The sequence below is a fragment of the Salinicoccus kekensis genome (assembly GCF_900220995.1).
GTDB lineage: Bacteria > Bacillota > Bacilli > Staphylococcales > Salinicoccaceae > Lacicoccus > Lacicoccus kekensis.
On record NZ_OBQF01000004.1, the window covers coordinates 218,783 to 242,445 of the forward strand.

At 49.6% G+C, this 23,663-nt stretch carries 23 protein-coding genes; 1 reads left to right on the forward strand and 22 read right to left on the reverse strand.

Features of this window, described 5'->3' with window-relative positions; genetic code table 11:
- Positions 1-110: 110 nt before the first annotated feature.
- Entirely contained in the window at positions 111-983 is an 873-nt protein-coding gene (locus CRN96_RS09360) for a helix-turn-helix domain-containing protein (RefSeq protein WP_179647164.1), read from the forward strand.
- Positions 984-1,011: 28 nt separating this feature from the next.
- Here CRN96_RS09360 and CRN96_RS09365 read toward each other — a convergent pair whose 3' ends face one another.
- The 22 genes from CRN96_RS09365 to glmU all read right to left on the reverse strand — a co-directional run bounded on the left by CRN96_RS09365 (position 1,012) and on the right by glmU (position 23,529).
- Complete coding sequence (locus CRN96_RS09365) at positions 1,012-1,383, reverse strand: cupin domain-containing protein (protein WP_097041468.1); 372 nt, start codon at positions 1,381-1,383, stop codon at positions 1,012-1,014.
- 72 nt (positions 1,384-1,455) lie between these two features.
- Positions 1,456-2,727 carry a glutamate-5-semialdehyde dehydrogenase gene (locus CRN96_RS09370; RefSeq protein WP_097041471.1) on the reverse strand — a complete coding sequence of 424 codons (1,272 nt, stop codon included), beginning with the start codon at positions 2,725-2,727 and terminating at the stop codon, positions 1,456-1,458.
- Positions 2,724-3,560: a glutamate 5-kinase gene (gene proB, locus CRN96_RS09375; RefSeq protein ID WP_097041473.1), complete on the reverse strand. Its 837-nt coding sequence runs from the start codon at positions 3,558-3,560 to the stop codon at positions 2,724-2,726. The genes CRN96_RS09370 and proB overlap by 4 nt, the downstream gene beginning before the upstream one ends.
- Positions 3,561-3,700: 140 nt before the next feature.
- Positions 3,701-5,191, reverse strand: a complete 1,491-nt coding sequence (gene lysS / locus CRN96_RS09380) for a lysine--tRNA ligase (RefSeq protein ID WP_097041475.1) — start codon at positions 5,189-5,191, stop codon at positions 3,701-3,703.
- 13 nt (positions 5,192-5,204) lie between these two features.
- Positions 5,205-6,209 carry a tRNA dihydrouridine synthase DusB gene (dusB, locus tag CRN96_RS09385; protein WP_097041581.1) on the reverse strand — a complete coding sequence of 335 codons (1,005 nt, stop codon included), beginning with the start codon at positions 6,207-6,209 and terminating at the stop codon, positions 5,205-5,207.
- Between the two features lies 1 nt (position 6,210).
- On the reverse strand, positions 6,211-6,678 hold the full coding sequence (gene folK / locus CRN96_RS09390; protein ID WP_097041477.1) for a 2-amino-4-hydroxy-6-hydroxymethyldihydropteridine diphosphokinase: 468 nt from the start codon (positions 6,676-6,678) through the stop codon (positions 6,211-6,213).
- A complete protein-coding gene (folB, locus tag CRN96_RS09395) occupies positions 6,678-7,043 on the reverse strand; it encodes a dihydroneopterin aldolase (RefSeq protein ID WP_097041478.1) in 366 nt (121 codons plus the stop codon). Before folB ends, folK begins: the two co-directional genes overlap by 1 nt.
- Entirely contained in the window at positions 7,036-7,824 is a 789-nt protein-coding gene (gene folP, locus CRN96_RS09400) for a dihydropteroate synthase (RefSeq protein WP_097041480.1), read from the reverse strand. Before folP ends, folB begins: the two co-directional genes overlap by 8 nt.
- Positions 7,825-7,991: 167 nt before the next feature.
- On the reverse strand, positions 7,992-8,921 hold the full coding sequence (cysK, locus tag CRN96_RS09405; protein ID WP_097041482.1) for a cysteine synthase A: 930 nt from the start codon (positions 8,919-8,921) through the stop codon (positions 7,992-7,994).
- 67 nt (positions 8,922-8,988) lie between these two features.
- Positions 8,989-9,861: an Hsp33 family molecular chaperone HslO gene (gene hslO / locus CRN96_RS09410; RefSeq protein WP_097041484.1), complete on the reverse strand. Its 873-nt coding sequence runs from the start codon at positions 9,859-9,861 to the stop codon at positions 8,989-8,991.
- A gap of 55 nt (positions 9,862-9,916) precedes the next feature.
- Positions 9,917-12,025, reverse strand: a complete 2,109-nt coding sequence (gene ftsH / locus CRN96_RS09415; protein ID WP_097041486.1) for an ATP-dependent zinc metalloprotease FtsH — start codon at positions 12,023-12,025, stop codon at positions 9,917-9,919.
- A 73-nt stretch (positions 12,026-12,098) separates the two neighbouring features.
- The gene (gene hpt / locus CRN96_RS09420) at positions 12,099-12,632 is read right to left on the reverse strand and encodes a hypoxanthine phosphoribosyltransferase (RefSeq protein ID WP_097041583.1); all 534 of its coding nucleotides are present in this window, start codon (positions 12,630-12,632) and stop codon (positions 12,099-12,101) included.
- Positions 12,622-13,902: a tRNA lysidine(34) synthetase TilS gene (tilS, locus tag CRN96_RS09425; RefSeq protein WP_097041488.1), complete on the reverse strand. Its 1,281-nt coding sequence runs from the start codon at positions 13,900-13,902 to the stop codon at positions 12,622-12,624. The genes hpt and tilS overlap by 11 nt, the downstream gene beginning before the upstream one ends.
- A 62-nt stretch (positions 13,903-13,964) precedes the next feature.
- A complete protein-coding gene (locus CRN96_RS09430; protein WP_097041489.1) occupies positions 13,965-14,345 on the reverse strand; it encodes a S1 domain-containing RNA-binding protein in 381 nt (126 codons plus the stop codon).
- A gap of 82 nt (positions 14,346-14,427) precedes the next feature.
- Positions 14,428-14,814, reverse strand: coding sequence for an FtsB family cell division protein (locus CRN96_RS09435; protein WP_245844607.1), 387 nt, complete (start codon positions 14,812-14,814; stop codon positions 14,428-14,430).
- Between the two features lie 79 nt (positions 14,815-14,893).
- Positions 14,894-15,187 (reverse strand): RNA-binding S4 domain-containing protein, encoded by a 294-nt coding sequence (locus CRN96_RS09440; protein WP_097041491.1) that lies wholly within the window; start codon positions 15,185-15,187, stop codon positions 14,894-14,896.
- On the reverse strand, positions 15,184-16,356 hold the full coding sequence (locus CRN96_RS09445; RefSeq protein ID WP_097041492.1) for a MazG nucleotide pyrophosphohydrolase domain-containing protein: 1,173 nt from the start codon (positions 16,354-16,356) through the stop codon (positions 15,184-15,186). The genes CRN96_RS09440 and CRN96_RS09445 overlap by 4 nt, the downstream gene beginning before the upstream one ends.
- The gene (mfd, locus tag CRN96_RS09450; RefSeq protein ID WP_097041494.1) at positions 16,356-19,826 is read right to left on the reverse strand and encodes a transcription-repair coupling factor; all 3,471 of its coding nucleotides are present in this window, start codon (positions 19,824-19,826) and stop codon (positions 16,356-16,358) included. The genes CRN96_RS09445 and mfd overlap by 1 nt, the downstream gene beginning before the upstream one ends.
- Entirely contained in the window at positions 19,819-20,391 is a 573-nt protein-coding gene (gene pth / locus CRN96_RS09455) for an aminoacyl-tRNA hydrolase (protein ID WP_097041496.1), read from the reverse strand. The genes mfd and pth overlap by 8 nt, the downstream gene beginning before the upstream one ends.
- A 61-nt stretch (positions 20,392-20,452) precedes the next feature.
- Positions 20,453-21,082, reverse strand: coding sequence for a 50S ribosomal protein L25/general stress protein Ctc (locus CRN96_RS09460; protein WP_097041498.1), 630 nt, complete (start codon positions 21,080-21,082; stop codon positions 20,453-20,455).
- Positions 21,083-21,186: 104 nt separating this feature from the next.
- The gene (locus tag CRN96_RS09465) at positions 21,187-22,155 is read right to left on the reverse strand and encodes a ribose-phosphate diphosphokinase (RefSeq protein WP_097041500.1); all 969 of its coding nucleotides are present in this window, start codon (positions 22,153-22,155) and stop codon (positions 21,187-21,189) included.
- Positions 22,156-22,167: 12 nt separating this feature from the next.
- Positions 22,168-23,529 (reverse strand): bifunctional UDP-N-acetylglucosamine diphosphorylase/glucosamine-1-phosphate N-acetyltransferase GlmU, encoded by a 1,362-nt coding sequence (gene glmU, locus CRN96_RS09470; RefSeq protein WP_097041503.1) that lies wholly within the window; start codon positions 23,527-23,529, stop codon positions 22,168-22,170.
- Positions 23,530-23,663 lie beyond the last annotated feature (134 nt).

Below are 23,663 nucleotides of genomic sequence, written 5' to 3' on the forward strand. Positions count from 1 at the left end.
GACTCCATTAATAATTTTCATATATGAAAATAAAAAGATTGTGCTTTCCTTTTACTTCCTCATTCCCATGTAGTATCTTTAAGGACAAGTTAACATCAGAGGTGAGGAAAATGTCAAACCAATCCATAGGGATGCTGCTCAGGGAATTCAGACAGTCAAGGAACCTTACGATGAAGGAAGTCTGTGATACCGATTTGTCAATCGCCCAGTTGTCCAAATTCGAGCGCGGTGTCAGTGAGCTGACCATCAATAAACTGCTTGTGATACTGGACCGGCTCAATATCACCATCGAAGAATTCTTCCATGCTGAAAAAGAGTTTGAACTGAGTGAATTCGAACAACTTATAAATGATATGAAAGAACACTATATACAACGGGACATCGAAAAGATCATTGAACTCAGAGATGCGCAGCTGAAAAAGTACGAGGAACGGGACATCAAATTCTTCGAGCTGAATGCGATCATGCTCTCAGCACTGATCAAGGACCTCGACAAAGACCGGTACGAGGAGAATGAACGGGAAGTCAAATTGATCGATCACTTGATGGAAGTGGATCTTTGGTGCAATTATGAAATCGTCCTGTTCGCCAATTCACTCCCCCTCTTCACCATTGAATCACTCGTCATGCTGACCAATGAGATGATCAACAATACACAGTATTACCGGGTAATCGGCAAACACCGGACGATGACCATACAGACATTGACGAACGTCATACTGGTCCTTTTGGAAAAGGGAGAGACCGTCCACAGCAAAAAATTCCATGATATTCTGGAAGAGCTGCTGGAGACGGACCAATACTTGCTGTATGAAAAAAACGTCTCCAAATATCTCGGTGGATTCTACCACTACGTGACAGGCGACGAGGACCGCGGAACCCAATTAATGGAGGAGTCCATCCATACGTTCGATATACTGGACCGGAAACAGCTCGCAGACAATTTCAGGATGCACCTCGACAATATTCAAATGCAAAAATGAGCGGAGATGATCTCCGCTCATTTTCATTTTAAATATCTTCATCTTCCACCGGGCCCATCCAGTCCACTTCGCCGGCGGTCAAAGCCAGATGCACAAGCTCGCTGTCCTTCTTCGCACCGTGCCAGTGGACGATATCTTTATCAATGTTGATGACATCCCCCGCCTTGATCGTCCGGGGTTCTTTGCCTTCTTCCTGGTACCATCCTTCACCGTGGGTGACAAGGAGCACCTGGCCCACCTCATGCGAATGCCACTTCGTCCTGCCGCCGGGTTTGAATGTCACATTCGCAATCGGCGTGTTCAACGGGGTATCATCTTTAAAGATTACATTAAAATAAACTTCCCCCGTAAAATGATCCGTCCTCCGTTCACCTTCTGGAAAGATTTTTTCTGAAGCCATCCCACTTCTCCCCTTTCATTCATTACTTCCTTAAAAATACCATATTGAGTGGAGTCGGTGAAATGAACAACATCATTCCCTGATCTGACCGGAACCCTCGACGATATACTTATAGCTCGTCAATGCTTCGAGACCCATCGGCCCCCTTGCATGAAGCTTCTGTGTACTGATGCCGATTTCACCGCCGAAACCGAACATTTCGCCGTCTGAGAAGCGTGTGGATGCGTTGACATAAACTGCAGCCGAATCCACTTCATTCAGGAAATCCTGTATGACCTGATAATCCGTTGCAACGATCGCGTCGGAATGCCCCGTCGAATATTCATCAATGTGACCAACCGCTTCTTCGTAACCATCCACGATCTTCACTGCGATATCGTATCCGAGGTATTCATCCGTATAATCGGATTCTCCGGCACTGACTGCATTTTCGACGATGTCACATACCTTCTCGTCGCCGTGTATCGTGACGCCCGCTTCTTCCAGCGCCTTGGCGAACACCGGCAGCATATCCTTTGCCACGCTCTCGTCCACAAGCAGCGTCTCCAGTGCATTGCATACGGAAACCCTGTGGGTTTTGGCATTGACGATCAGTGAAGATGCCATTTCCATATCCGCTGAAGCATGCACGTACATATGGCAGTTGCCCGTGCCCGTCTCGATCACCGGCACAGTCGCCTGTTTCAGCACCGCCTGGATCAAGCCCGCACCACCCCTAGGTATGAGGCAGTCGACGCCTTCATTGAACTGCATGAACTGTGTGGCGAGTTCCCTGGACGGGTCTTTGATCAGCTGGATGCTCTCTTTCGGCACATTCGTCCCTGTGAGCCCTTCCTGCAGTACCTCGACAAGCGCTGCATTGCTGTTCAGCGCTTCTTTGCCGCCCCTTAAAATGACTGCATTACCCGCCTTCAGGCATAATCCCGAAGCATCAGCTGTGACATTCGGGCGCGATTCGTAAATGATGCCGATGACGCCGAGCGGCACCCTTTTCTTGCTGATTTTAAGCCCCGCCTCATTGACCCACTGGGCATCACTTTTCGACGTCGGGTCTTCAAGCCCGGCCATCTTCTTAAGTCCTGCCTGCATACCTTCAAGCCTGTCAGGGTTCAGCGTCAGCCTCTCGATCAATGCATCCGTCAATCCATTGTCCTTACCATTCTGTATATCTTCTGCGTTCGCTTTCAAAATCTTCTCATGGTTTTTTTCAATCGCTGCGCTCATAGCCAGGAGCGCCTCATTTTTCTCTCCCGCCGGCAGGCCCCTTAAGACCTTCGCCGCTTTTTTGGCGTTCTTACCAAGTCCGTACAATACATTTTCTTCCGTCATCACTGTTTTCATCATTCATTCTCCCCCTGTATCATTAATTCCACGGTTTCTTTTTTGAATAAAGTCCCGACATCCTCACCGTTCAATATATCAAAGACGATCGTCGGATCCTTCGCGGAAGCGATGATCATGCTCTTATCGTTGTCCATCACGCGCTTCGCTGCACCAAGTTTCGTCTCCATCCCGCCTGTCGAGAAGACTGAACCCGCACCGCCGGCCATGTCCAGTATCTCTTCATCGATTTCACCGACAAACGGAATCAGTTTCGCATCCACCTCTGTATGCGGATTCGCATCGAACAATCCGTCTATGTCACTCAGTATGATCAGAAGATCCGCATCAATGACTTCCGATACTACAGCGGACAGTGTGTCATTCTCCCCGAATTTTGAACAGTGCCCGGACTCGTCGACATACACAGCATCATTTTCATTGATGATCGGTATGATGTTGTTCTTCAGAAGGGTGTTGATGGCCGTCTGACAGTTTGCATATGAATTCGGATAGTTGATGATGTCCCGCGTCATAAGTATTTGCCCCACATGCTGGTCGTAATGCTGGAAGAACCGGCTGTATAAATTGATGAGTTCTCCCTGGCCGACTGAAGCAAGCGCCTGCTTTTCTGCAATGTCCTCCGGGTATTCGTCGAGGTTCATCACGCTTGCCCCGATGCCGACGGCACCTGATGCCACAAGGACGACATCGCACCCCTGCTGCCGCAGAGTGGCACACACGAAAGCAAGACGGTCAATCTTATGATAGTTGATTTTATTTATGGATTTCATGATGGAGTTCGTTCCAATCTTAATCACGACACGGTTTACATCTTTTAATATATCACGATTCATAATTACCACTCCTGAACTACATAATGATTGTAATTATACATGAATCTGTATATAAATAAAGACCTAAACTAAATGAATACGTTTTCATGAATAAAAAATGCAAAACCCGAACGTATCGGGCTCTGCATTCTTCAATCGGATCATTTTTGTTTCATATAAGGGAATAACAGGACATCGCGTATGCTCGCTGAATCCGTGAGCAGCATCACCAGTCTGTCCACGCCGATCCCAAGTCCGCCTGTCGGCGGCATGCCGTACTCAAGTGCTTCAAGGAAGTCCTCATCCATATCATGAGCTTCATCGTTCCCCGCCTCTTTTTCCGCCACCTGGGCTTCAAAACGTCTTCTCTGGTCGATCGGATCATTCAACTCGGTGAATGCATTCGCATGCTCACGTCCGACGATGAACAGCTCGAAACGGTCCGTAAACCTCGGATCATCCGCATTTTGTTTAGCGAGCGGCGATATTTCAATCGGATGCCCGTAGACGAATGTCGGCTGGATCAACGTTTCCTCAACCTTCTGTTCAAAGAATTCATTCAGTATATGACCATACTGCATCGTTTCCTTCACTTCGATTCCATGTTCTTTGGCGAGCGCATGTGCCTCTTCGTCCGATTTCACTTCATAGAAGTCCACTCCTGTGGCTTCCTTGATCAAATCGACGATGTGCACGCGTTTCCAGCCGGTGCCGAGGTGGATATCTTCGCCGCCGTAATGCACGGTGGCACTGCCTGTGACTTTTTCTGCAATATGTGCAACCAGTGCTTCTGTCAGATCCATGATATCGTTATAATCTGCATAGGCTTCATACAGTTCAATCATCGTGAATTCAGGGTTGTGGCGTGTGGAGATGCCTTCATTCCTGAATACCCGGCCGATTTCATACACTTTCTCCATACCGCCGACGATCAACCTCTTCAAATGCAGCTCGATCGCGATACGCATGAAGAGGTCCACATCCAGTGCGTTGTGGTGCGTCACGAAAGGTTTCGCCTGGGCGCCGCCTGCGATCATATGCATCATCGGCGTCTCCACTTCGAGGAAGCCGCGCTCGTTCAGATAATTGCGCATCTCCTGTATGATCATGCTGCGCTTGATGAACGTCTCTTTGGACGCTTCGCTTGTAATCAGGTCAAGGTAGCGTCTGCGGTAGCGCTCTTCGACGTCCTTCAATCCATGATATTTATCCGGCAGCGGACGGAGTGCTTTAGTCAACAGCTTGAAGTCCTGCACCTTGATGGAGAGTTCCCCGGTATTCGTTTTGAACATGACACCTTTGACACCGATGATGTCCCCGAGGTCAGCCTCTTTCCATAAATGATCGAAAGCCTCCTCGCCGATCTGGTCTTTCCTCACATAGATCTGGATCTGGCCGTTGATATCCTGCAGGTGGGCAAAACCGGCTTTCCCTTTACCTCTTTTAGTTATCAGGCGGCCTGCGACGACCGTCCCGGATTCGCCTTCTTTTTCTTCAAGCTCCTCTTTTGAAAATTGATCCCACTCTTTTACAAGCTCATCCGTATAAGATGTGCGTTCAAATTTCCCGCCGAAAGGATCGATGCCAAGATCGATCAACTGCTGCATCTTTTCCCTTCGGACACTCATCTGGTCATTCATTTCTTCTGTCAACACTGAACACTCCTTAAATTTTTTGAACTGCGGACTCTTCCTGCCGTTCCTTTACTTCACTGATGCATTCATCTGTGATTTTGATAACTTCTTCCCTCGTTGTTGCCTGATTGATTGCTTTGCGGGCATCGCCGCTCTCCTTGATGCCCTTCAAATACCAGGAAGCGTGCTTGCGCATCTCCATGACGGCGATCTTTTCACCTTTAAGAGCGATCAGGCGGTCCATATGAAGCTTCATCACTTCCATCTTGCTTTCAAAATCCGGCTCATCAATCAGTTCGCCGGTTTCCAAGTAATGGACGGTCCTGTAGATCATCCATGGGTTGCCGAGGGCAGCGCGTCCGATCATCACGGCATCGACACCCGTTTCTTCAAGCATTGCGCGGGCGAGTTCCGGGCTCGTGACATCCCCGTTTCCGATCACGGGAATCTTCACCGCTTCCTTGACCTGGCGGATAACATCCCAGTTGGCTTCACCTTCGTACATCTGGACCCTCGTGCGGCCGTGCATGCTGATCGCGGCAGCACCTGCACGTTCCGCCATCTTCGCATTTTCAACGGCATAAATATGCTCATCGTCCCAGCCGATCCTCATTTTCACCGTAACCGGCTTCGATACATTGTCGGTCACCGCCTTGACCATTTCATAGATCTTATCCGGGTTGAGCAGCCATTTGGCACCTGCTTCGCACCGTATGATCTTGGAGACGGGACACCCCATATTGATATCTATGATATCCGCATTCGTATTCTGATCCACATACTTCGCCGCTTCAACAAGCGTATCCTTCTCGCCGCCGAAGATCTGGAGGGACAGGGGATGTTCATTTTCGTCGATATACAGCATTTTCATCGTCCTGTCGTTTCCTGCGAGGAGCGCTTTGTCACTGATCATCTCCGCACAGACGAGCCCTGCCCCGAATTCTTTCACCGTCAGTCTGAATGCCGCATTGCTCACACCGGCCATCGGCGCGAGCACAACACGGTTGCTGATCTCTATATCGCCTATCTTAAAGATATCAGTCACCCCTTTCCAGGTCTTCCTTCAGTTGGAGCACCGTCTTATCCAGTGTCGGATGTTTCACGTCCGGTGCAATTTCAGCGAGGGGCTCCAGCACAAAACTCCGTTTATGCATCTCCTTATGCGGAATCGAAAGGTCATCGAGTTCAAGCTCCAAATCTTCGTAAAGCAGGATGTCGATGTCAATGATCCTCGGTCCCCATACTTCCTCCCTCACCCGGCCCAGGGAATGCTCGATGCCGAGCACCGTCTCAAGCAGGCTGAGCGGGGACATGCGCGTCTCGATCGCCACACACATATTCATGAATTCAGGCTGGTCGGTCTTTCCGTAAGGTTCGGTCTCAAGAACCCGGGAACGGTCTTTTACGTCGATTTCATCGAAATCATTCAAGGCGTCGATTGCTTTTTCCAGATTCTCTTCCCGGTCGCCCAGGTTGCTTCCCAGGCCAAGATAAACATTTGCCATCAATTTTCCCGCTTTCTGTTTAGAGTAATGCTCACGTTTTCATAATGTCCGTCGATCGGCGGACTCGGCTTGGTGATTGTAACATCCATCTCCAATATTTTATCATACCGGTCAAATAAAGCCCTGATGACTTTTTCGGCCAGATGTTCGATCAGATTGACCGGTTCGCTTTTGATGACCTGTTCCACCAGTTCATATGCTTCCCCGTAGTGCACAGTGCCTTCCAGATCATCGTTTTCTGAAGCGGCCCTCAGATCAAGATACATGGTGACATCGGTGATGAAGAACTGGCCGAGGACGCGCTCCGCATCAAGCGCACCGTGGTATGCGTATGTTTTGATTCCATTTATCTTAATGTTATCCATCAATATCTTCCTTCAGTTTGACATAAGTATCCGCCAGCTGACGGTTGATGGCGATATTATGGACCCGCACCGCACCGACACCCTTTTCAAGGCCGTAGATTGTGGTTGCCGCAGTCGCCGCATCCCTTTCATCAGCTTTTGATTCACCGTCTATCAATTCCTTGATCATCCGTTTCCGGCTTGTCGCAAGGAGGACAGGATAGCCGACGGCCACAAGTTCATCGAGACGGCGCATGACTTCAAGCTCCTCTTCACGTGACTTTGCAAAACCGATGCCTGGATCAAGCCAGATGTTCTCTTTTTTTACACCATGAGACAAAGCAAGTTCCGCTGATTCTTCCAGCTCCCTGATCATATCCCCAACCACATCATCATATTGTGCATGATGATTATTGTGCATCAGGAAGATCGGCGCATCGAACTCGGCCGCCACATCAAGGATTGCCTCATCGTATGTACCGCGCCACTGGTCATTGATCATCGTCGCCCCGGCTTCAAGGGCGGCTCTCGCCACATTGGAGCGGAATGTGTCGATGGATATCTCCACTCCGAGATCTTTAATCGCTTCAATGACGGGCTTCACACGACTGATCTCTTCCTCTTCCGTGATCTCCGTATATCCGGGGCGCGTAGAGTAGCCGCCCACATCTATGATATCCACACCTTCATCCACCATTTCATGCGCACGCCTCACTGCACTGTCCGCATCATGATATTTGCCCCCATCACTGAATGAATCCGGTGTGATGTTCAGTATTCCCATGATCTTCAATTTTTTCATGACAGATACCTCTTACTATTTAGAATTTTAACAGACATATTATAACACGTTTCCGCCCGGCGATTCCACACCGCAAAGCCGTTGATGCGGGAAATCTCCAGGTGCTGCCGGGGACAAATAAAAAATGACTGTAAGCATGCTTACAGTCATTTCCCATTTTGATGGCATCAGTCCTCGAAATTGAACAATGCCGTCGATAAATATCGTTCCCCGTTTGAAGGCAGGATGACGATGACGTTTTTACCTTTTCCGAGCTCTTTGGCGACATCGAGGCCGACTTTGACTGCAGCCCCTGAGGAAATGCCGCCGAGGATGCCTTCTTTTGCAGCAAGCTCACGGCCGACTTCCATCGCTTCATCATTTGTGACCGTTGCAACTTCATCATAAATCTCCGTGTCCAGTGTTTTGGGGACAAATCCTGCACCGATGCCCTGGATTTTGTGAGGTCCCGGGTCCTTGCCGCTCAGGATTGCAGAATCCGACGGCTCAACCGCAACGATCTTCACATCCGGATGATGTTCCTTCAGCACACGGCCTGCACCCGATACTGTACCGCCTGTACCGATGCCGGAGATGAAACCGTCTATGGACAACCCTTCCATCTGGTTGACCAGTTCAACACCTGTCGTTTTTGCATGGATTTCAGGGTTGGCCATATTTTCAAACTGCTGCGGCATGAAATAGCCTTCTTTTTCAGCCAGTTCGCCTGCTTTTTTGATGGCGCCCTTCATGCCGTCGGCACCCGGTGTGAGCACGAGCTCTGCACCGTATGCACGCAGCAGGTTGCGCCGTTCCTTACTCATCGTATCCGGCATGACCAGGGTTGCTTTGTAGCCTTTGCTCGCTGCGACCATGGCAAGTCCGATGCCGGTGTTGCCGCTTGTCGGTTCGACGATCACCGTATCCTGCGTCAGCTTCCCTTCTTTTTCAGCCGCTTCAATCATCGCCAGCGCAATCCTGTCCTTGACTGAACTGCCCGGATTCATGAATTCAAGTTTTACATATACATCTGCGCTGTTTTCATCAGTGAGATTGTTCAATTTCACCAGAGGCGTGTTGCCGATCGTTTCTGAAATGTTGTTATAAACTTTACTCAAAAAAAGCACTCCCTTTTCCTGGTATGACACTATGAATATAGCACGCAATGGGCTTCATTACAATGGATTAGTGCGTGATCAATTCCTGCAGTTCTTCCTTTTCGATCCATACTTTATTGCGGCAGAAATGACAGTCCGCTTCCGCACCGCCGTCTTCTTTGATCATCGACATGATCTCTGAAGGGTCGAGTGCCGAAATCGCGTTCAGGAACCGCTCTTTAGAACAGTTGCACTCGAAGGAAACCGGCATTTCGCCAAGTTCTCTCCAGTTCTTTTCCCCGATCGCCTCATTTATAATCTCCCTCGGTGACAATCCTTTATCGATCTGTTTGGATACGGGCTCCATTTCTTTTGCCCGTGCATCCAGGAAATCGAAAGTCTCTTCGCTCGCTCCCGGCAGCACCTGTATGATGAAGCCGCCTGCAGCTTTGATCGTATTATCCGGATTGACGAGGACACCGAGACCGACGATGGACGGCACCTGCTCACTCGCATAGAAATAGTAGGAGAAGTCTTCGCCGATTTCACCGGAGACTATTTCAGTTGAACCTGTGAAATGCTCCTTAAGGCCGATGTCCTTCACGACACGCAGGTAGCCCTCGGTACCGACTGCCCGCTTCACATCCAGCTTACCCGAATCGTTCAAGTCAAAGTGGACATGCGGATTTCCGAGATATCCACGGACCGTGCCGTTCGCATTGCTGTCGGCGACGATCGCACCGATCGGTCCGCCGCCCTCGATGGTCGCAGTCACTTTCTCTTCATTTTTGAGCATCGCCCCCATCAATACAGCTGCAGTCATCGTGCGCCCGAGCGCTGCCGCCGCTGTCGGATAGGCGCCGTGGCGGCTCACCGCTTCATTGATCGTTTCGGTCGTATCCACTGCCAATATGCGGATTTCATCATCCAATCCAAGTCCTCTTACTAAATGGTCACTCATTTTATTCCTCCTGAATCACCAAAAGTCGCCTTCCGGCGACTTTGGCTGTAATTGATTAATTCTTCCTGTTATCGTCTTCCCACTCTTCTGCACGTCTCTTCTGTTCATCAAGACGTACGTTATCTTCACGGTTTTCAGATTCACCGACCATGTCCGGACGTTCTTCCAGACTGCGGCCGGAGTCTTCGGATGAAGGACCAGAGCTGCGTTCTTTATCTTCTGCTTCTTTTTTAACTTCTTCATATGACTTGCCGATCTTGTCCTCTTCGGACTCCTCGAGTTCGGCATCATCTGCCGTGTGGTCCTCAAACGTTCTCTCAGGCAGTTTACCGTCGTAGAACAAACCTTCGATCTGTTCACGGTCGAGCGTCTCGATTTCAAGCAGCGTCTCCGCAATCAATACGAGCTGTTCCTTATGATCGGTCAGGATCTGACGGCAGCGTTCATACTGTGTCTTGACGATATTCTGCATCTCCTGATCGATTTCATAGGCGATCTTATCCGAGTAGTTCGGCTCGCCCTGCATGCTTTTACCAAGGAACACCTGTCCGTTCGTTTCACCGAATTGAAGGGGTCCGAGCTTATCACTCATACCGTATTCCGTAACCATGCTGCGCGCAATCCCTGTTGAGCGCTGGAAGTCGTTATGGGCACCGGTGGATACTTCGCCGAAGTTGATCTCTTCAGATACCCGTCCGCCTAGTAATCCGACGATCTTATCTTCAAGTTCCGGCTTCGTCATGAAGTAGCGGTCCTCACGCGGAAGCATGACGGCATATCCGCCTGCCTGGCCGCGCGGAACGATCGTTACTTTATGGACCATGTCCGCATCATCCAGCACCATGCCGATGATCGTGTGTCCTGCTTCGTGGAATGCCACGATTTTCCTTTCCTTCTCGGAAATTATCTTGCTCTTCTTGGCCGGACCGGCAATGACACGGTCGGTCGCTTCATCGACGTCACGCATGTCGATCTTCGTCTTGTTCTGCCTTGCAGCGACAAGTGCCGCTTCATTCAGCAGGTTCTCAAGGTCCGCACCTGTGAAGCCCGGCGTACGCTGTGCGATTGCCTTCAAGTCGACGGTGTCGTCAAGAGGCTTGTTGCGCGAATGCACTTTGAGCACCGCTTCACGGCCTTTGACATCCGGACGGCCGACCTGGATCTGTCTGTCGAAACGTCCCGGGCGCAGAAGCGCCGGGTCGAGGATATCCGGTCTGTTCGTCGCTGCAATCATGATGATGCCTTCGTTTTCACCAAAACCATCCATTTCAACAAGCAGCTGGTTCAATGTCTGCTCACGCTCATCATGGCCGCCGCCCACACCGGCGCCACGCTGGCGTCCGACTGCATCGATCTCATCTATGAAGATGATGCATGGTGCGTTCTTCTTCGCGTTCTCGAATAAATCACGCACACGGGATGCACCGACACCGACGAACATCTCAACGAAGTCCGAACCACTGATTGAGAAGAACGGTACGCCCGCTTCGCCGGCGACTGCCCTTGCGATCAATGTCTTACCGGTACCCGGAGGTCCCACTAAAAGTACACCTTTTGGAATACGTGCGCCGATCCTGTCGAAGCGTCGGTGATCCTTCAGGAAGTCGACGACTTCGATCAGTTCCTGTTTCTCTTCATCTGCACCGGCGACGTCGTCAAAACGGACCTTCTTCTTATTCTGGTCATAGAGCTTCGCCTTGGATTTGCCGAAGTTCATCATCTTGCCACCGCCTCCGCCGCCGCCCTGGGCCTGACTCATCAGGAACAGGAAGAGGAAGAGTATGAGGAGCAGTGGTATGAATGTAAACAGCATGGTCGTCCACGGACTCTGCTGCTCAGCCGGCTCCACCGCAAAGTTCAGGCCGTCCTGGGCCCGTGCCGAATCCAATATGCTGTCGAGGTCATCCACACTGTTGTAGGGGATGACGGATGTAAATGATTCCTGTTCTTCCTGCGTGCTGAGGCGCCCCTCGATCAAATAAACATTCCTGTCCGGCTGGATCAGTAATTCTTCAACGTTGCCGGCTTCAAGCTGTTCTAAAAATTCACTGTACTGAAGTTCTTCTTCAAGACCGCCAGTACCATTAAATTGTGAGAAAATACCAAACATAATGACTACTAATACAAGGATTAGTATCATATTACGACCTGTATTCTTCGGCATTCGTAATCCTCCATTTCTAATACACTAAAAAAAATAATATCATAATATCTTCAAGTAATTCCACTTATATGGTTTATGAATAAAACTCAGGTTTAAGCAGTCCGATATAAGGCAGGTTCCGGTATTTCTCATCGAAATCCAATCCGTATCCGACGACGAAACCATCAGGAATTTCCGTCCCTATGTACTTGACGTCGACGTGCAGCTTCCTGTTCACGGGTTTATCCAGCAGGGTGACGATTTCAATCGATGCGGCATTACGGTACTTGATGAGGTCGATGATCGAGTTCAGCGTCGTCCCCGTCTCGATGATGTCCTCGACGATCAGAACATGCCTGCCGTCGACCGACCCCGAAAGGTCTTTTAATATCTGGACTTCCCCCGTCGATTTTGTACCCAAATAGCTTGATACGTCCATGAAATCTATTTCCAGGTGTGCATCGATCTTCTTGATCAGATCTCCCATGAAAAGGACGGATCCTTTAAGCAGCCCGACCATGATCGGGGTCTTTCCTTCATAGTCTTTTGTGATCGTCTCACCCAGATGGGTCACGATCCGTTCAATATCTTCTTCCGATAAAACTATTTCACTGATATCATTCCTCAGGCTCATGCGCTTTCTCCTTTGATATATTTAATCCATTATAATTTTCTTGTGGTTCAATTATATTATAGATCGTTCCCAGTGCAATGATTTCATTGCGCTTATCGACGATTACAGGGGTTTTCCCCCGTTCCTCACGCGGAACTTTATTGTCGATGAAAATCCTCGACAGCTTCTTCCGACCCACATTCGGCAGCCTCATCACATCGCCATCCATCCTCGGACGTACAGCGAGCGGCAGGAGCTCCCGGGGGAGGTCCACATCTATCCGGTACCCGTTATAATGGTGAGTCCCGTTGCCTGTGATCAAAAGATCTTCATCCATTAATCTTACATGTTTTACGCTGTCATCATCAATGAACAGCCTGCCGTATCTCAATTTGACGGTTTTACCCCCGATATGGAGATCACTCTGGGAGGCATCACCTTGACTGACGGCGAGGAGCTCTTCGATGAATTTCCGTCCGGCATGGATCCCATGTAGGCTGAGCCACTGCTGTATGATGAACACTTTGATGATGTGCGGCTCACCATTCAACGCATCTCTTTCGAGGTCCCCACCTTTGTTGTGACTTATGAATTCCGATGCCCTGAGCCGTGCAAGTCCTTTCAGTTCATCCATATCTTCTGCAGCCCGGCCGAGGCTTGTTTCGTGAAGATGTTCATGCGTCCTGATGGCCGGCATGATGTGATGGCGTATATAGTTCCTTGTATAACCATCTTCTGCATTCGTCTCATCTTCGAAGTAATGGATATGGTGTTTATTCTGATATCGCTTTATCATTTGCCTCGAGACGGCCGAGAGAGGCCTTGCGACCGGAAGTCCGTCGACGGTGCCGGCCGCTTTGATACCGAGCGTATCATTGAGGTGCCTGCCCGTCAGCAGCTGGTGGAGGATGGTTTCATGATGATCATCCAGATGATGGGCCGTGAGGAGGACCGCTGCATCGTGCCTCTTGCACTGTTCCTTAAAAAAACGGTAACGCAGGGTTCTTGCCTTCGCCTGGGAAAAATCCCCAGCCATTGAAAGGTGCGCCACTTCCACTGTATGTCCGTTCCGGGAAGCGAGGCGCCTTATGTAGTTTTCTTCGTCCGCCGATTCCGGCCTCATCCCGTGATTGACATGCAGCAGTACAAGCTTCCGGTAGGTGTCATCCCGATCCGTGAGAATATGGTACAAGATCATGGAATCGATGCCTCCGGAGAGCGCAAGAGCAATCGTATCGGACGGCGCCCACGACATCTGCATCAATTTATCGATATCTTCGGTCATTTTAATCTCCAACTTATATACAAAAATAAAATAAGGCGATTACTAGTAATCGCCTTGATTTTTTATCTGCGACCCCCGCCGCCCCGACGAGATTCTGCTTGTCTCTTGATCGTGGAAAGTCGATCTTCACTGTCTTTAAGGAAAGAAGAAAGTTTCTCCTCAAAATCTTTTGGTGACGCTTCTTTGCGGGGTCTTGGCTTAGGTTTGTTCTCTTTCGCCTTTTTTATGGAAAGGCTGATTTTACCGTCATCACCGATGGACAGTACTTTGACCTCCACCTCCTGGCCGACACTCAAATGATCATTGATATCTTCTACATACTGATCGGCCACTTCACTGATATGCACCAAGCCGTTCTTTCTTTCCGGCAATTCAACGAACGCCCCGAAATGTTTGATACCTGTTACTTTCCCTGTGATTTTACTGCCCACTTCTAATGACATGTTTATATGATATCCTCCCAATTACTGTTATCTCTATATATGATACTATAAAAACGAAAAATAATCATTACATATGTAATGATTATTCTCCCTTTCCATCTTCGGTTGTAACACTTTCGTCATCATTGCCATCCGAGAGGTTGAATATGATCTCCCCTTCCTCGGACAGGAAGAATTCACTGCGCGCAATGCGCATGATGTAATTATCGTCGTTCAATTGCTTGATCTGCTGTTCCAGATCCCGGGCTTCCGTGATTTTATTCTCCAGGATCTCTTCGTTCGAGACCACTTCTTCTTTTAAAAATGAATTTTGATTGTGTTGATGCAGGGCCATGACCAGAAGGATGCCTGCGACGACCAGCATGAGACTGCTGACCAGCACCGTTCTTCTCCTGCTGACACGCTGCTCACCCGTCAGCACCTTTTTCTCGGATTCCTTTTTCCGGGTGTAGCTGTTTAGTAATTTCACAACTTTATTGTTCACAGCACCACGTCCATTCCTCATCATCAGCTCTCACTTTTAAAATACACTATTTTCAGATTAAATTCTACAGAAACTCATTGATTTCCCCGTCTTTTTCTTCTTTTTCAATTCTTTCCTCGCTGATGATCTTATACATTCTTTCCGCTTCTTCTTTTCTTGCATGGGACTCAAGCATCAGCACTTCAAGCGTCACAATCTTATTGCCGAACCTGATTTCGACGATATCGCCGACATTCAGCACCGTACCCGCCTTGGCCGTGTGGCCGTTGATCTTCACGCGGCCTTCGTCGCTCACTTCTTTTGCGAGTGTCCGCCTCTTGATGACGCGCGACACCTTAAGGAATTTATCCAGTCTCATTCGGTATCCTCCTTTTCTTCCACCTGCTCGGACAAGGTCTTCTGATTGTGGATCGTCTCTTTCATCCACCTGAGGACCTTCTCCCCGTATTCTTTTTCATATTTGACCTTATCTTTCTTGCCTTCTGCCTTCTTGGCCTCCTGCCAGACTTCGTTCAAGTCCTCCATATCTTCAACGACCGCATCCGAGAACACATGGGGATGGCGCCTGATGACTTTTTCCGTCATCCCGGCGAGGACATCCATGAAATCAAAGTGTCCCCTCTTGCTGCCGATGGCGGAATGCAGTGCGACCTGGAGCAGTATGTCACCAAGCTCTTCGATGATGTCCTCATCATCTCCGCGCTCGATCGCCTCGATCACTTCATATGCCTCTTCCAGCAGGTACTTTTGCAGCGATTCGTGCGTCTGCTTCTTATCCCACGGGCAGCCATCCTCACCGACAAGCGTATCAAAGATGCCCATCATATGGTGGACCGACTTCACATCCTGCGCCTCGAGTGATGATGCAGGGATGAAGAGCGCCATCAGGTTGCTCGCGACCTGGAGATGATCGATCTCATGGAGCGGCACCTCATACACCATCTCATCACTGCCGCCTGCAGCGATGATGATTTTGACATCCATCTCCGGCGGGTAGTAATCGAGCAGAGTCAGTTTGACATCACTCAGGCTGAACTGGTCATACACCTGCGTGATGATCGTATGCTTCCTGTGCGAGAGGTCCCGGAGTTCAAGCGCTGTCGCATCAAGCAGCTGGAAACCGTCATTGACGGGCACACCCGCTGCGGTGATGACCGCATCTATGAGGCTGCCGCCGCCCTTGATGTCGACTCGGAAACCATCTTCTGCCGCGCGTGCCAGCAGGAGCTCCGTCGTCGTTTCATAAAATAAAGGATGCCCAGGCACGACATAATCCACATCCGATGACTGCACCGCCCGGATGAGGCGGTTGCAGATTTCTTCATATGTCTCCTCGAAAGTGCCGCTGCTTTCATAAATGTCATCAAAGGACTGCCATTTGAGCCCTTCCTCCTTCAAGGTCGCGGTGACCGGATGGTCCTCCGTCCGCAGATAAAGATTGCGGGAAGACTTGATTTCCCTCCATATGCCGAGCGGCATGCTGTCGATGTCCGAACTGCCGAGCCCGATGATATTGATTGTATTCATCATGCAACCTCCATCCTGCTGTCCTGTATATCTTCCAATATATTGACGAGCTTTTTGATATCTTTTGTGGCAACCGTGATCTTGAGTTCACCGTCCTGCACCCCGACCTGGATGATGCGCCCGTAGTCGCGGGTGTCCATGAACAATTTTTCACCGTCGATCTGTGCCGTAGCCTGTTTGGAAACGTGGAGATGGATCTTGCCGCCGTCTTCCTTGACCTGGTAGATGCCGTACATCAGGGCGTAGACTTTCACCCGCACAAGCTGCAGGAGATTGTTGACTTCCTCCGGGAAAGTGCCGAACCGGTCGATCAGCTCGTCTTCGATGTCCATGACCGTATCGATCGAACTTGCCGCCCGGAGACGTTTATAAATATCGATCTTCGACTGTTCATGGGTGATGTAGGTGCCGGGTATATAGGCATCGAGCGTGATGTCGATCGGTATGTTGAGCGGCTTCTCCTCTTCTTCGATCCCCCGCTTCTCCCTGACGGCGGATTCAAGCATTTCGGAATAGAGTTCATATCCGACGGAGTCGATGAAGCCCGACTGATGTTTGCCGAGCAGATTCCCCGCACCGCGGATGTTGAGGTCCCGCATCGCGATCTTGAAGCCGCTGCCGAGTTCGGTGTATTCCTTGATGGCTTCAAGCCGTTTTTCCGCCACTTCGGTGAGCACTTTATTCGGCTGATGGAAGAGGTAGGCGTAACTGATCCGGTTGCTCCGTCCGACCCGGCCCCGCAGCTGATAGAGCTGGCTGAGGCCGAAGCGGTCGGCATCCTCGATGATCAGGGTGTTCGCATTCGGTACATCCACACCCGTCTCTATGATCGTCGTCGTGACAAGGACGTCGAACTCATTGTTGACGAAGTCGAGCATCGTCTCCTCAATCTCTTTTTCGGTCATCTTCGCATGCATGACGCCGACGTTCGCATCGGGCACGAGGGATTCCACATGGGCCTTCTTCTGGTAGATCGTATCCACCCGGTTATGGAGATAAAACACCTGTCCGTCCCGTGCAAGCTCTCTTTCGATCGCTTCACGGACGAAGTTGCCGTTGTATTCAAGTACGTAAGTCTGTACGGGGAAGCGGTTCTCAGGCGGCGTCTCGATCACCGACAAATCCCTCACCCCGGATAAGCTCATATGCAGTGTGCGCGGGATCGGCGTGGCAGTGAGGGTGAGCACATCCACATTCGTCTTCAGCTGTTTGATGCGCTCCTTGTGCCTCACCCCGAAACGCTGCTCCTCATCGACGATCAGGAGGCCGAGGTCCTTGAACTCGACATCCTTGCTCAATATCTTATGGGTGCCGACGACGATGTCGATCATCCCTTCCTTCAGGCCTTCCCGCGTCTTCTTGTTCTGTGCGGCGGTCCTGAAGCGGCTCATCATCGCCACATTCACCGGATAATCCTCGATCCTCTCGATGAGGCTTTCGAAGTGCTGGGCTGCAAGTATGGTCGTCGGCACGAGGAATGCCACCTGTTTGCCGTCCTGGACGGCCTTGAAGGCTGCACGGATGGCGACTTCCGTCTTGCCGTAGCCCACATCCCCGCAGAGCAGACGGTCCATCGGCTTGATGTCTTCCATATCATTTTTGATTTCATTCACAGAAGCGACCTGGTCAGGTGTCGGCTCATAAGGGAAACGCTCCTCGAACGCCTGCTGCATGTCGGTGTCCGGCGAATATTTGTAGCCTCTTGCCTCTGCACGCTCCTGGTAGAGCTTCATGAGCTCGTCGGCGATTTCATTGACGCTCGCTTCGACTTTGGCCTTCGTCTTCTTCCATTCCGTGCCGCCGAGTTTATGCATCTTCGGTGCATTGTCTTCATTCGATACATATTTCTGCACGAGGTCCATCTGATCCACAGGGATGTAAAGCTGGTCCGTCCCTTTATACTGCAGCTTCATATAGTCGTTGTGGATGCCGCCGACTTCCATCGTCTCTATGCCGAGGTAGCGCCCGACGCCGTGGTGCACATGAACGACGTAATCCCCGACATTCAAGTCCTGGTAGGACTTGATTTTCTCGGCATTGGTGAGCTTCTGCCGCCGCTTCTTCTTTTTGATGGTTTTATTGTAAAGTTCCTTTGAAGTCAGCACGGCCACCTGCATGAATGGGAGGATGAAACCCTTAGGCATTTCGCCCAGGGTGAGGACGATGCCCGAGTCGACCGGTATTTCATGAATGTAGCTTGTAATCTTCAGATCGTCCAGCAGCTGCTTCGTCTTTAAAAGTTCCTCTTCATTCCTCAGGATGATGTTGACCAGATAGTCGTCCTGCAGCATCCTGTTGAGGTTTGAGGCAAGGATATCATACTGTCCGTAGTAGATTTCAGTCGGACGCACCGATATCTTGACGATCTTCCCGATTTCAACCGGCATGCTCTTGGTGAACAGGGTGAAATATGTGCTGCCTTTCATCGACAGCAGCCGGTCAAGCTGTCCTTCGAGGTAGTTGCCGCCGCCCTTGAACACTTTGCCGGCTTCAACCATAGAACTGTAGAACTCACTGACCGCCGAAAGCTCCGCTTCATACGCTGAGGTGATGTTCGTCACTTCGTCGACCATCACATGGTGGTCTTCCTCTATATAATCGATGATCGAGTTCCCGGATTCATGCAGTAGATGTGCATACCGTGTCAGATGCTCGAAAGCGAGGTCCGGGTGCGTCACTTCTTCGAAATGCTCCGTCAAAGCTTCCTTCCCCGCCTCATCCAGATAATCCGTGTCCTGTTCATATAATTCACGGATTTTGGCAAGGAGCTGCTCCCTGTCTCCTGCATCCAGAACGTACTCTGCATACGGCTCCAGGGTGAATGCATCTATGTTTTTGATCGAGCGCTGAGTCTCCGGATCGATGATGCGCAAAGAATCGACTTCATCACCGAAAAGCTCCATGCGGTACAGCGCCTCCGGTGTGAATATGTCGATGATGTCCCCGCGGACCGCAAACTCGCCTGAGTTCTGGGCTTTCGATAAACGCTTATAGCCGATGCTGACCAGATATTCCAACAACTCTTCGTAATCCACGATATCCGAATTTTTGAAAGTCCTTTGATATGTCAGAAGCTTTTCCTTCGGCATGAGGGGTTTCATCAGCGCATGTACCGGCACGAGAAACAGCCCCGGCACATTGTGTGCCAGAGCATAGGCTGCTGCCATCCTTGACTTGATGAATTCGGGACTCTGTTTCGAATGGTTTTCGATCATGATATCGCCGACCGGGAATGTATAGACATTGTCTTCCATGAGATCCATCAGCACTGCCGCCAGCTTTTCCATCTGGTGGTTGTTCTGGACGAAAATGACGTAAGGCCTTTTATTCATTTCGTAAAGCTGATACAGCAGAGTGGCCTTGAAATCTTCATTCACACCGGTGACAAGGAGGTTTTCTTTTTTATCGTGCTTTGCGACCTCGAGGAACCTTTCATCATTCCGTATGCGCTTTAAAATTTGCTTATCCATCGACATCACCATTAAATTCCGTCATGACTTCCTCGAAAGGTTCAGTGATGAACTTGATGGATGCTTCACTCGCCCTGTCGACAACTTTTTCGAGGATGGGCTGTTCCGCCTTTGAAAATTTGCTGAGCACATACTTCACGACCGTCGTACCCTCAGCCGGACGGTCGATCCCGATGCGGATCCGTTTATATTTTTCGGTGGCGAGATGCTGATTCAGTGATTTCATCCCGTTATGCCCGCCTCCGGTCCCTTTCTGCCTTAAGCGCAGCCTGCCGAGCGGCAGGTCCAGATCATCGTAAAGGACGATGACTTTTTCCATTTCTATGTTGTAATAGTCCAGCAGCGGGCGGACGCCCTCACCTGACAAATTCATAAAAGTCTGGGGTTTGACCAGCATGACCTTATGACCGTCATGTACACCGATGCCGTAGTCACATTTGAATTTACGATTGGTGACTTCGATATTCAAGTCCGAAGCGATTTTATCGACCACCATGAAACCAATGTTATGACGCGTCAGTTCATATTTCTTCCCTGGATTTCCAAGCCCAATTATACATCTCATCTCATCACCTCATACAACGTTAAAAAAGGCGATGGTCGCCCACCGCCTGTCATTTGATGTATTACTCCTGTGAAGATTCTTCCTCAGCCTCTTCTGCTGATTCCTCTGCAGATTCCTCTGATTCTTCGTCGTCAAGCTCTTCCTCTTTTTGTGGAGGTACAACCGTCACGAGTGCTTCATCATCTTCGTTTTCAATCGTGAAGTTGCCCGTCGTCTTAATATCGGATACATAAAGTGTGTCGCCGATACCAAGGTCGCTCACGTCCACTACCAGTGTTTCCGGAATGTTATCCGGTGTCGCCGTAACTTCAACTTCGAAGATCGGCTGTTCCACGATGCCGCCTTCATCGACGCCCACCGCTTCACCTGTGATTTCGATTGTAACGTCAACAGTGACTTCCGTCTTCATGTTGATCGCCACAAAGTCGATGTGGGTGATCTGGTTTTTAAGTGAATCGAACTGATAGTCATAAACCATCACTTTTGTCGGTTCACCGTTCAAGTCCAGATCGATTACACCGTTACGTCCCACTTCACGGATGACTTTGATGAATTCAACTTCATCAACTGCAACTGAAGTGTTTTCAACTTGATATCCGTATACGACTGCCGGTACTTGACCGCTGTTGCGCAGTTGTTTAACGGATGAACGAGTTTTTGCTTCTCTATTTGCCGAGGCTAATTTTGCCATGGTAATAATTCCACCTTTCATATAACAGACAATGTATTATGTCCAATTTAACACATAGCACAAACAATAATAACATATTACCCGCCTGTTTGTAAAAAAAACTTTTAATTATCGAATAAAGTGCTGACAGATTCCTCTTTATATACTCTGACGATGGCCTGGGCAATCAGTGCACCCACTGAAAGTTCAGTGATTTTGCCTATTTTCTTCTCCTCGGCAAGCTGTATGGAATTCGTCACCACAAGTTCTTTTATAATGGAGCTTTCAATTCTTTCTATAGCCGGACCGGATAAGACAGGGTGTGTACAGCATGCATAAACCTCTTTTGCACCTTTGTCCACAAGAGCCTGTGCAGCGAGCTTGATCGTCCCGCCGGTGTCTATGATGTCATCGATGATGATTGCTGTCTTACCTTCGATATCACCGACGATGTTCATCACTTCGGCGACATTCGGTCTCGGCCGGCGCTTATCAATGATGGCAATCGGCGTTTTCAGACGGTCCGCCATCTTACGGGCGCGGGTGACTCCGCCGTGGTCCGGGGACACGACAACCACATCATCAAAATTCAGGTCTTCCTTTTCCGAGAAATAATCGCTCAAAAGCGGCACACCCATCAGGTGATCGATCGGGATGTCGAAGAAGCCCTGGATCTGCGGTGCATGAAGATCCAGTGAGATGACCCTGTCCGCACCTGCAGTTTCCAGTAAATTCGCAACAAGTTTGGCCGTGATCGGTTCACGGGAGCGGCTTTTACGGTCCTGTCTCGCATAACCGTAATAAGGCATCACCAGATTGATCGTCTTGGCTGATGCACGCTTCAATGCATCCACCATGATCAAAAGCTCCATAAGATGTTCATTTACGGGCTGGGAAGTCGACTGGATGACAAATGTATCACAGCCGCGCACACTTTCCTCGATGCTGATTGAAACTTCCTCATCCGAGAAGTGGTTGACTTCGCAGGCTCCGAGCGGAATGCCGATATGGCGCGAAATTTCTTCTGCAAGCGGTTCGTTGCTGTTTAGTGAAAAGAGCCTTAATTTGGAATTGGTTACGTTTGTAGATGACATGATTTGCCTCCATTATTTTGAGTTTTTATAATAGCCTTCTTTTGTTGTCTGCCTGTTCCTTGCGATTGCCAGACTGTCGTCCGGCACTTCGTCTGTTACCGTCGAGCCGGCTGCGATGAACGAACGGTCCCCGATTTTGACAGGGGCGACCAGGTTGGCGTTGCAGCCTATGAAAGCATCCTTGCCGATTTCCGTCCTGAACTTGTTCTTGCCATCATAATTCACCGTGATTGTACCACATCCTATGTTGGTGCGCTCGCCTATGCGGGCGTCCCCGATATAACTCAGATGGGATACTTTGGATTCATCTTCAAGCTGCGACTTTTTCACTTCAACAAAATTACCAATTTTGACATTCTTTCCGAGCTCCGCACCCGGTCTGAGCTGGGCAAATGGGCCGACAGTCGTCCCTTTACCCACTTTTGCATCGGATACGACGGACTGCTTGATCACTGCGTCATCTTCTATATGGGAATCCGTGATATGGGAAGAGGAAGTGATCGTGACATTCTCCCCGATCACGGTATCACCGCTCAATACGACTCCCGGATAAATCAGGGTGTCCATACCGATCTTCACTGTAGCATCGACATAAGTTGATTTCGGGTCTGTAAAGGAGACCCCGTTCTGCATATGGCGGGTGTTGATCTGCTCACGGAGGATGGCCTCCGCCTTTGCGAGGGCGACCCGGTCGTGGATCCCCATCGTTTCGTTGAAATCCGCCGTTTCATAGGCGTCTATCAGCTTATGCTCCGAAAACATTATGCTGATGACCTCCGGCAGATGATATTCCTTCTGGGCATTATCATTGGTGACTTTATCCAGTGCCTTGAACAGTGTCTTATTATCAAAGATGAAGGTGCCTGTATTGATTTCATGAAGTTCCCTGACCTCTGAAGTGGCATCCTTTTCCTCCACGATCCTCTTCACAGAGCCATCATAATTTCTGACGACCCTGCCGTAGCCCGTCGGCACTTCCGCTTCGGCGGACAGTATGGTGGCGAGTGATTTCCTCTGTTTGTGGAATTCAAGCAGGTTTTTGATCGTCAGCGGAGAGATCAGGGGTGTATCCCCGTATATGACCAGAGTATGCCCTTCTTTACCTGCAAGCGCATCACTCAGCTGACCCACTGCATGCGCTGTACCGAGCTGCTCATCCTGTACCGTCTTCTCGACACTGTCACCCAGATATTCGCCGATTTCCCGGCTGTCAGGCCCGATGATTGTATGTACTTCATCAAATCCGGCCTCTTTAACGTTATTGATCACATGCTGGATCATTGGTAAACCACATAATTCATGTAAGACCTTCGCCTTCCTCGACTTCATGCGTGTTCCCTTGCCGGCCGCCAAGATTATCGCTCGTGTTTGCATAATCACCCTCCAATTAATCGATATATCAATTATATTTTACTCTATAAGGACTTTCAAGACGAACGTTAAGAGTTTGTAACAAAATTAACAAACTATTTTCTGCAAAGCAAATAAAAAATGAGCATAAAACCTGA

Coding starts and splice junctions, on each gene's coding strand:
- CRN96_RS09360 (WP_179647164.1), top strand. CDS start 111: ATGTCAAACCAATCCATAGGGATGCTGCTCAGGGAATTCAGACAGTCA.
- CRN96_RS09365 (WP_097041468.1), bottom strand. CDS start 1,383: ATGGCTTCAGAAAAAATCTTTCCAGAAGGTGAACGGAGGACGGATCAT.
- CRN96_RS09370 (WP_097041471.1), bottom strand. CDS start 2,727: ATGATGAAAACAGTGATGACGGAAGAAAATGTATTGTACGGACTTGGT.
- proB (WP_097041473.1), bottom strand. CDS start 3,560: ATGAATCGTGATATATTAAAAGATGTAAACCGTGTCGTGATTAAGATT.
- folK (WP_097041477.1), bottom strand. CDS start 6,678: ATGGCAAATGTTTATCTTGGCCTGGGAAGCAACCTGGGCGACCGGGAA.
- folB (WP_097041478.1), bottom strand. CDS start 7,043: ATGGATAACATTAAGATAAATGGAATCAAAACATACGCATACCACGGT.
- folP (WP_097041480.1), bottom strand. CDS start 7,824: ATGAAAAAATTGAAGATCATGGGAATACTGAACATCACACCGGATTCA.
- hslO (WP_097041484.1), bottom strand. CDS start 9,861: ATGAGTGACCATTTAGTAAGAGGACTTGGATTGGATGATGAAATCCGC.
- ftsH (WP_097041486.1), bottom strand. CDS start 12,025: ATGCCGAAGAATACAGGTCGTAATATGATACTAATCCTTGTATTAGTA.
- tilS (WP_097041488.1), bottom strand. CDS start 13,902: ATGACCGAAGATATCGATAAATTGATGCAGATGTCGTGGGCGCCGTCC.
- CRN96_RS09430 (WP_097041489.1), bottom strand. CDS start 14,345: ATGTCATTAGAAGTGGGCAGTAAAATCACAGGGAAAGTAACAGGTATC.
- CRN96_RS09440 (WP_097041491.1), bottom strand. CDS start 15,187: ATGAGACTGGATAAATTCCTTAAGGTGTCGCGCGTCATCAAGAGGCGG.
- CRN96_RS09445 (WP_097041492.1), bottom strand. CDS start 16,356: ATGAATACAATCAATATCATCGGGCTCGGCAGTTCGGACATCGACAGC.
- mfd (WP_097041494.1), bottom strand. CDS start 19,826: ATGGATAAGCAAATTTTAAAGCGCATACGGAATGATGAAAGGTTCCTC.
- pth (WP_097041496.1), bottom strand. CDS start 20,391: ATGAGATGTATAATTGGGCTTGGAAATCCAGGGAAGAAATATGAACTG.
- CRN96_RS09460 (WP_097041498.1), bottom strand. CDS start 21,082: ATGGCAAAATTAGCCTCGGCAAATAGAGAAGCAAAAACTCGTTCATCC.
- CRN96_RS09465 (WP_097041500.1), bottom strand. CDS start 22,155: ATGTCATCTACAAACGTAACCAATTCCAAATTAAGGCTCTTTTCACTA.
- glmU (WP_097041503.1), bottom strand. CDS start 23,529: ATGCAAACACGAGCGATAATCTTGGCGGCCGGCAAGGGAACACGCATG.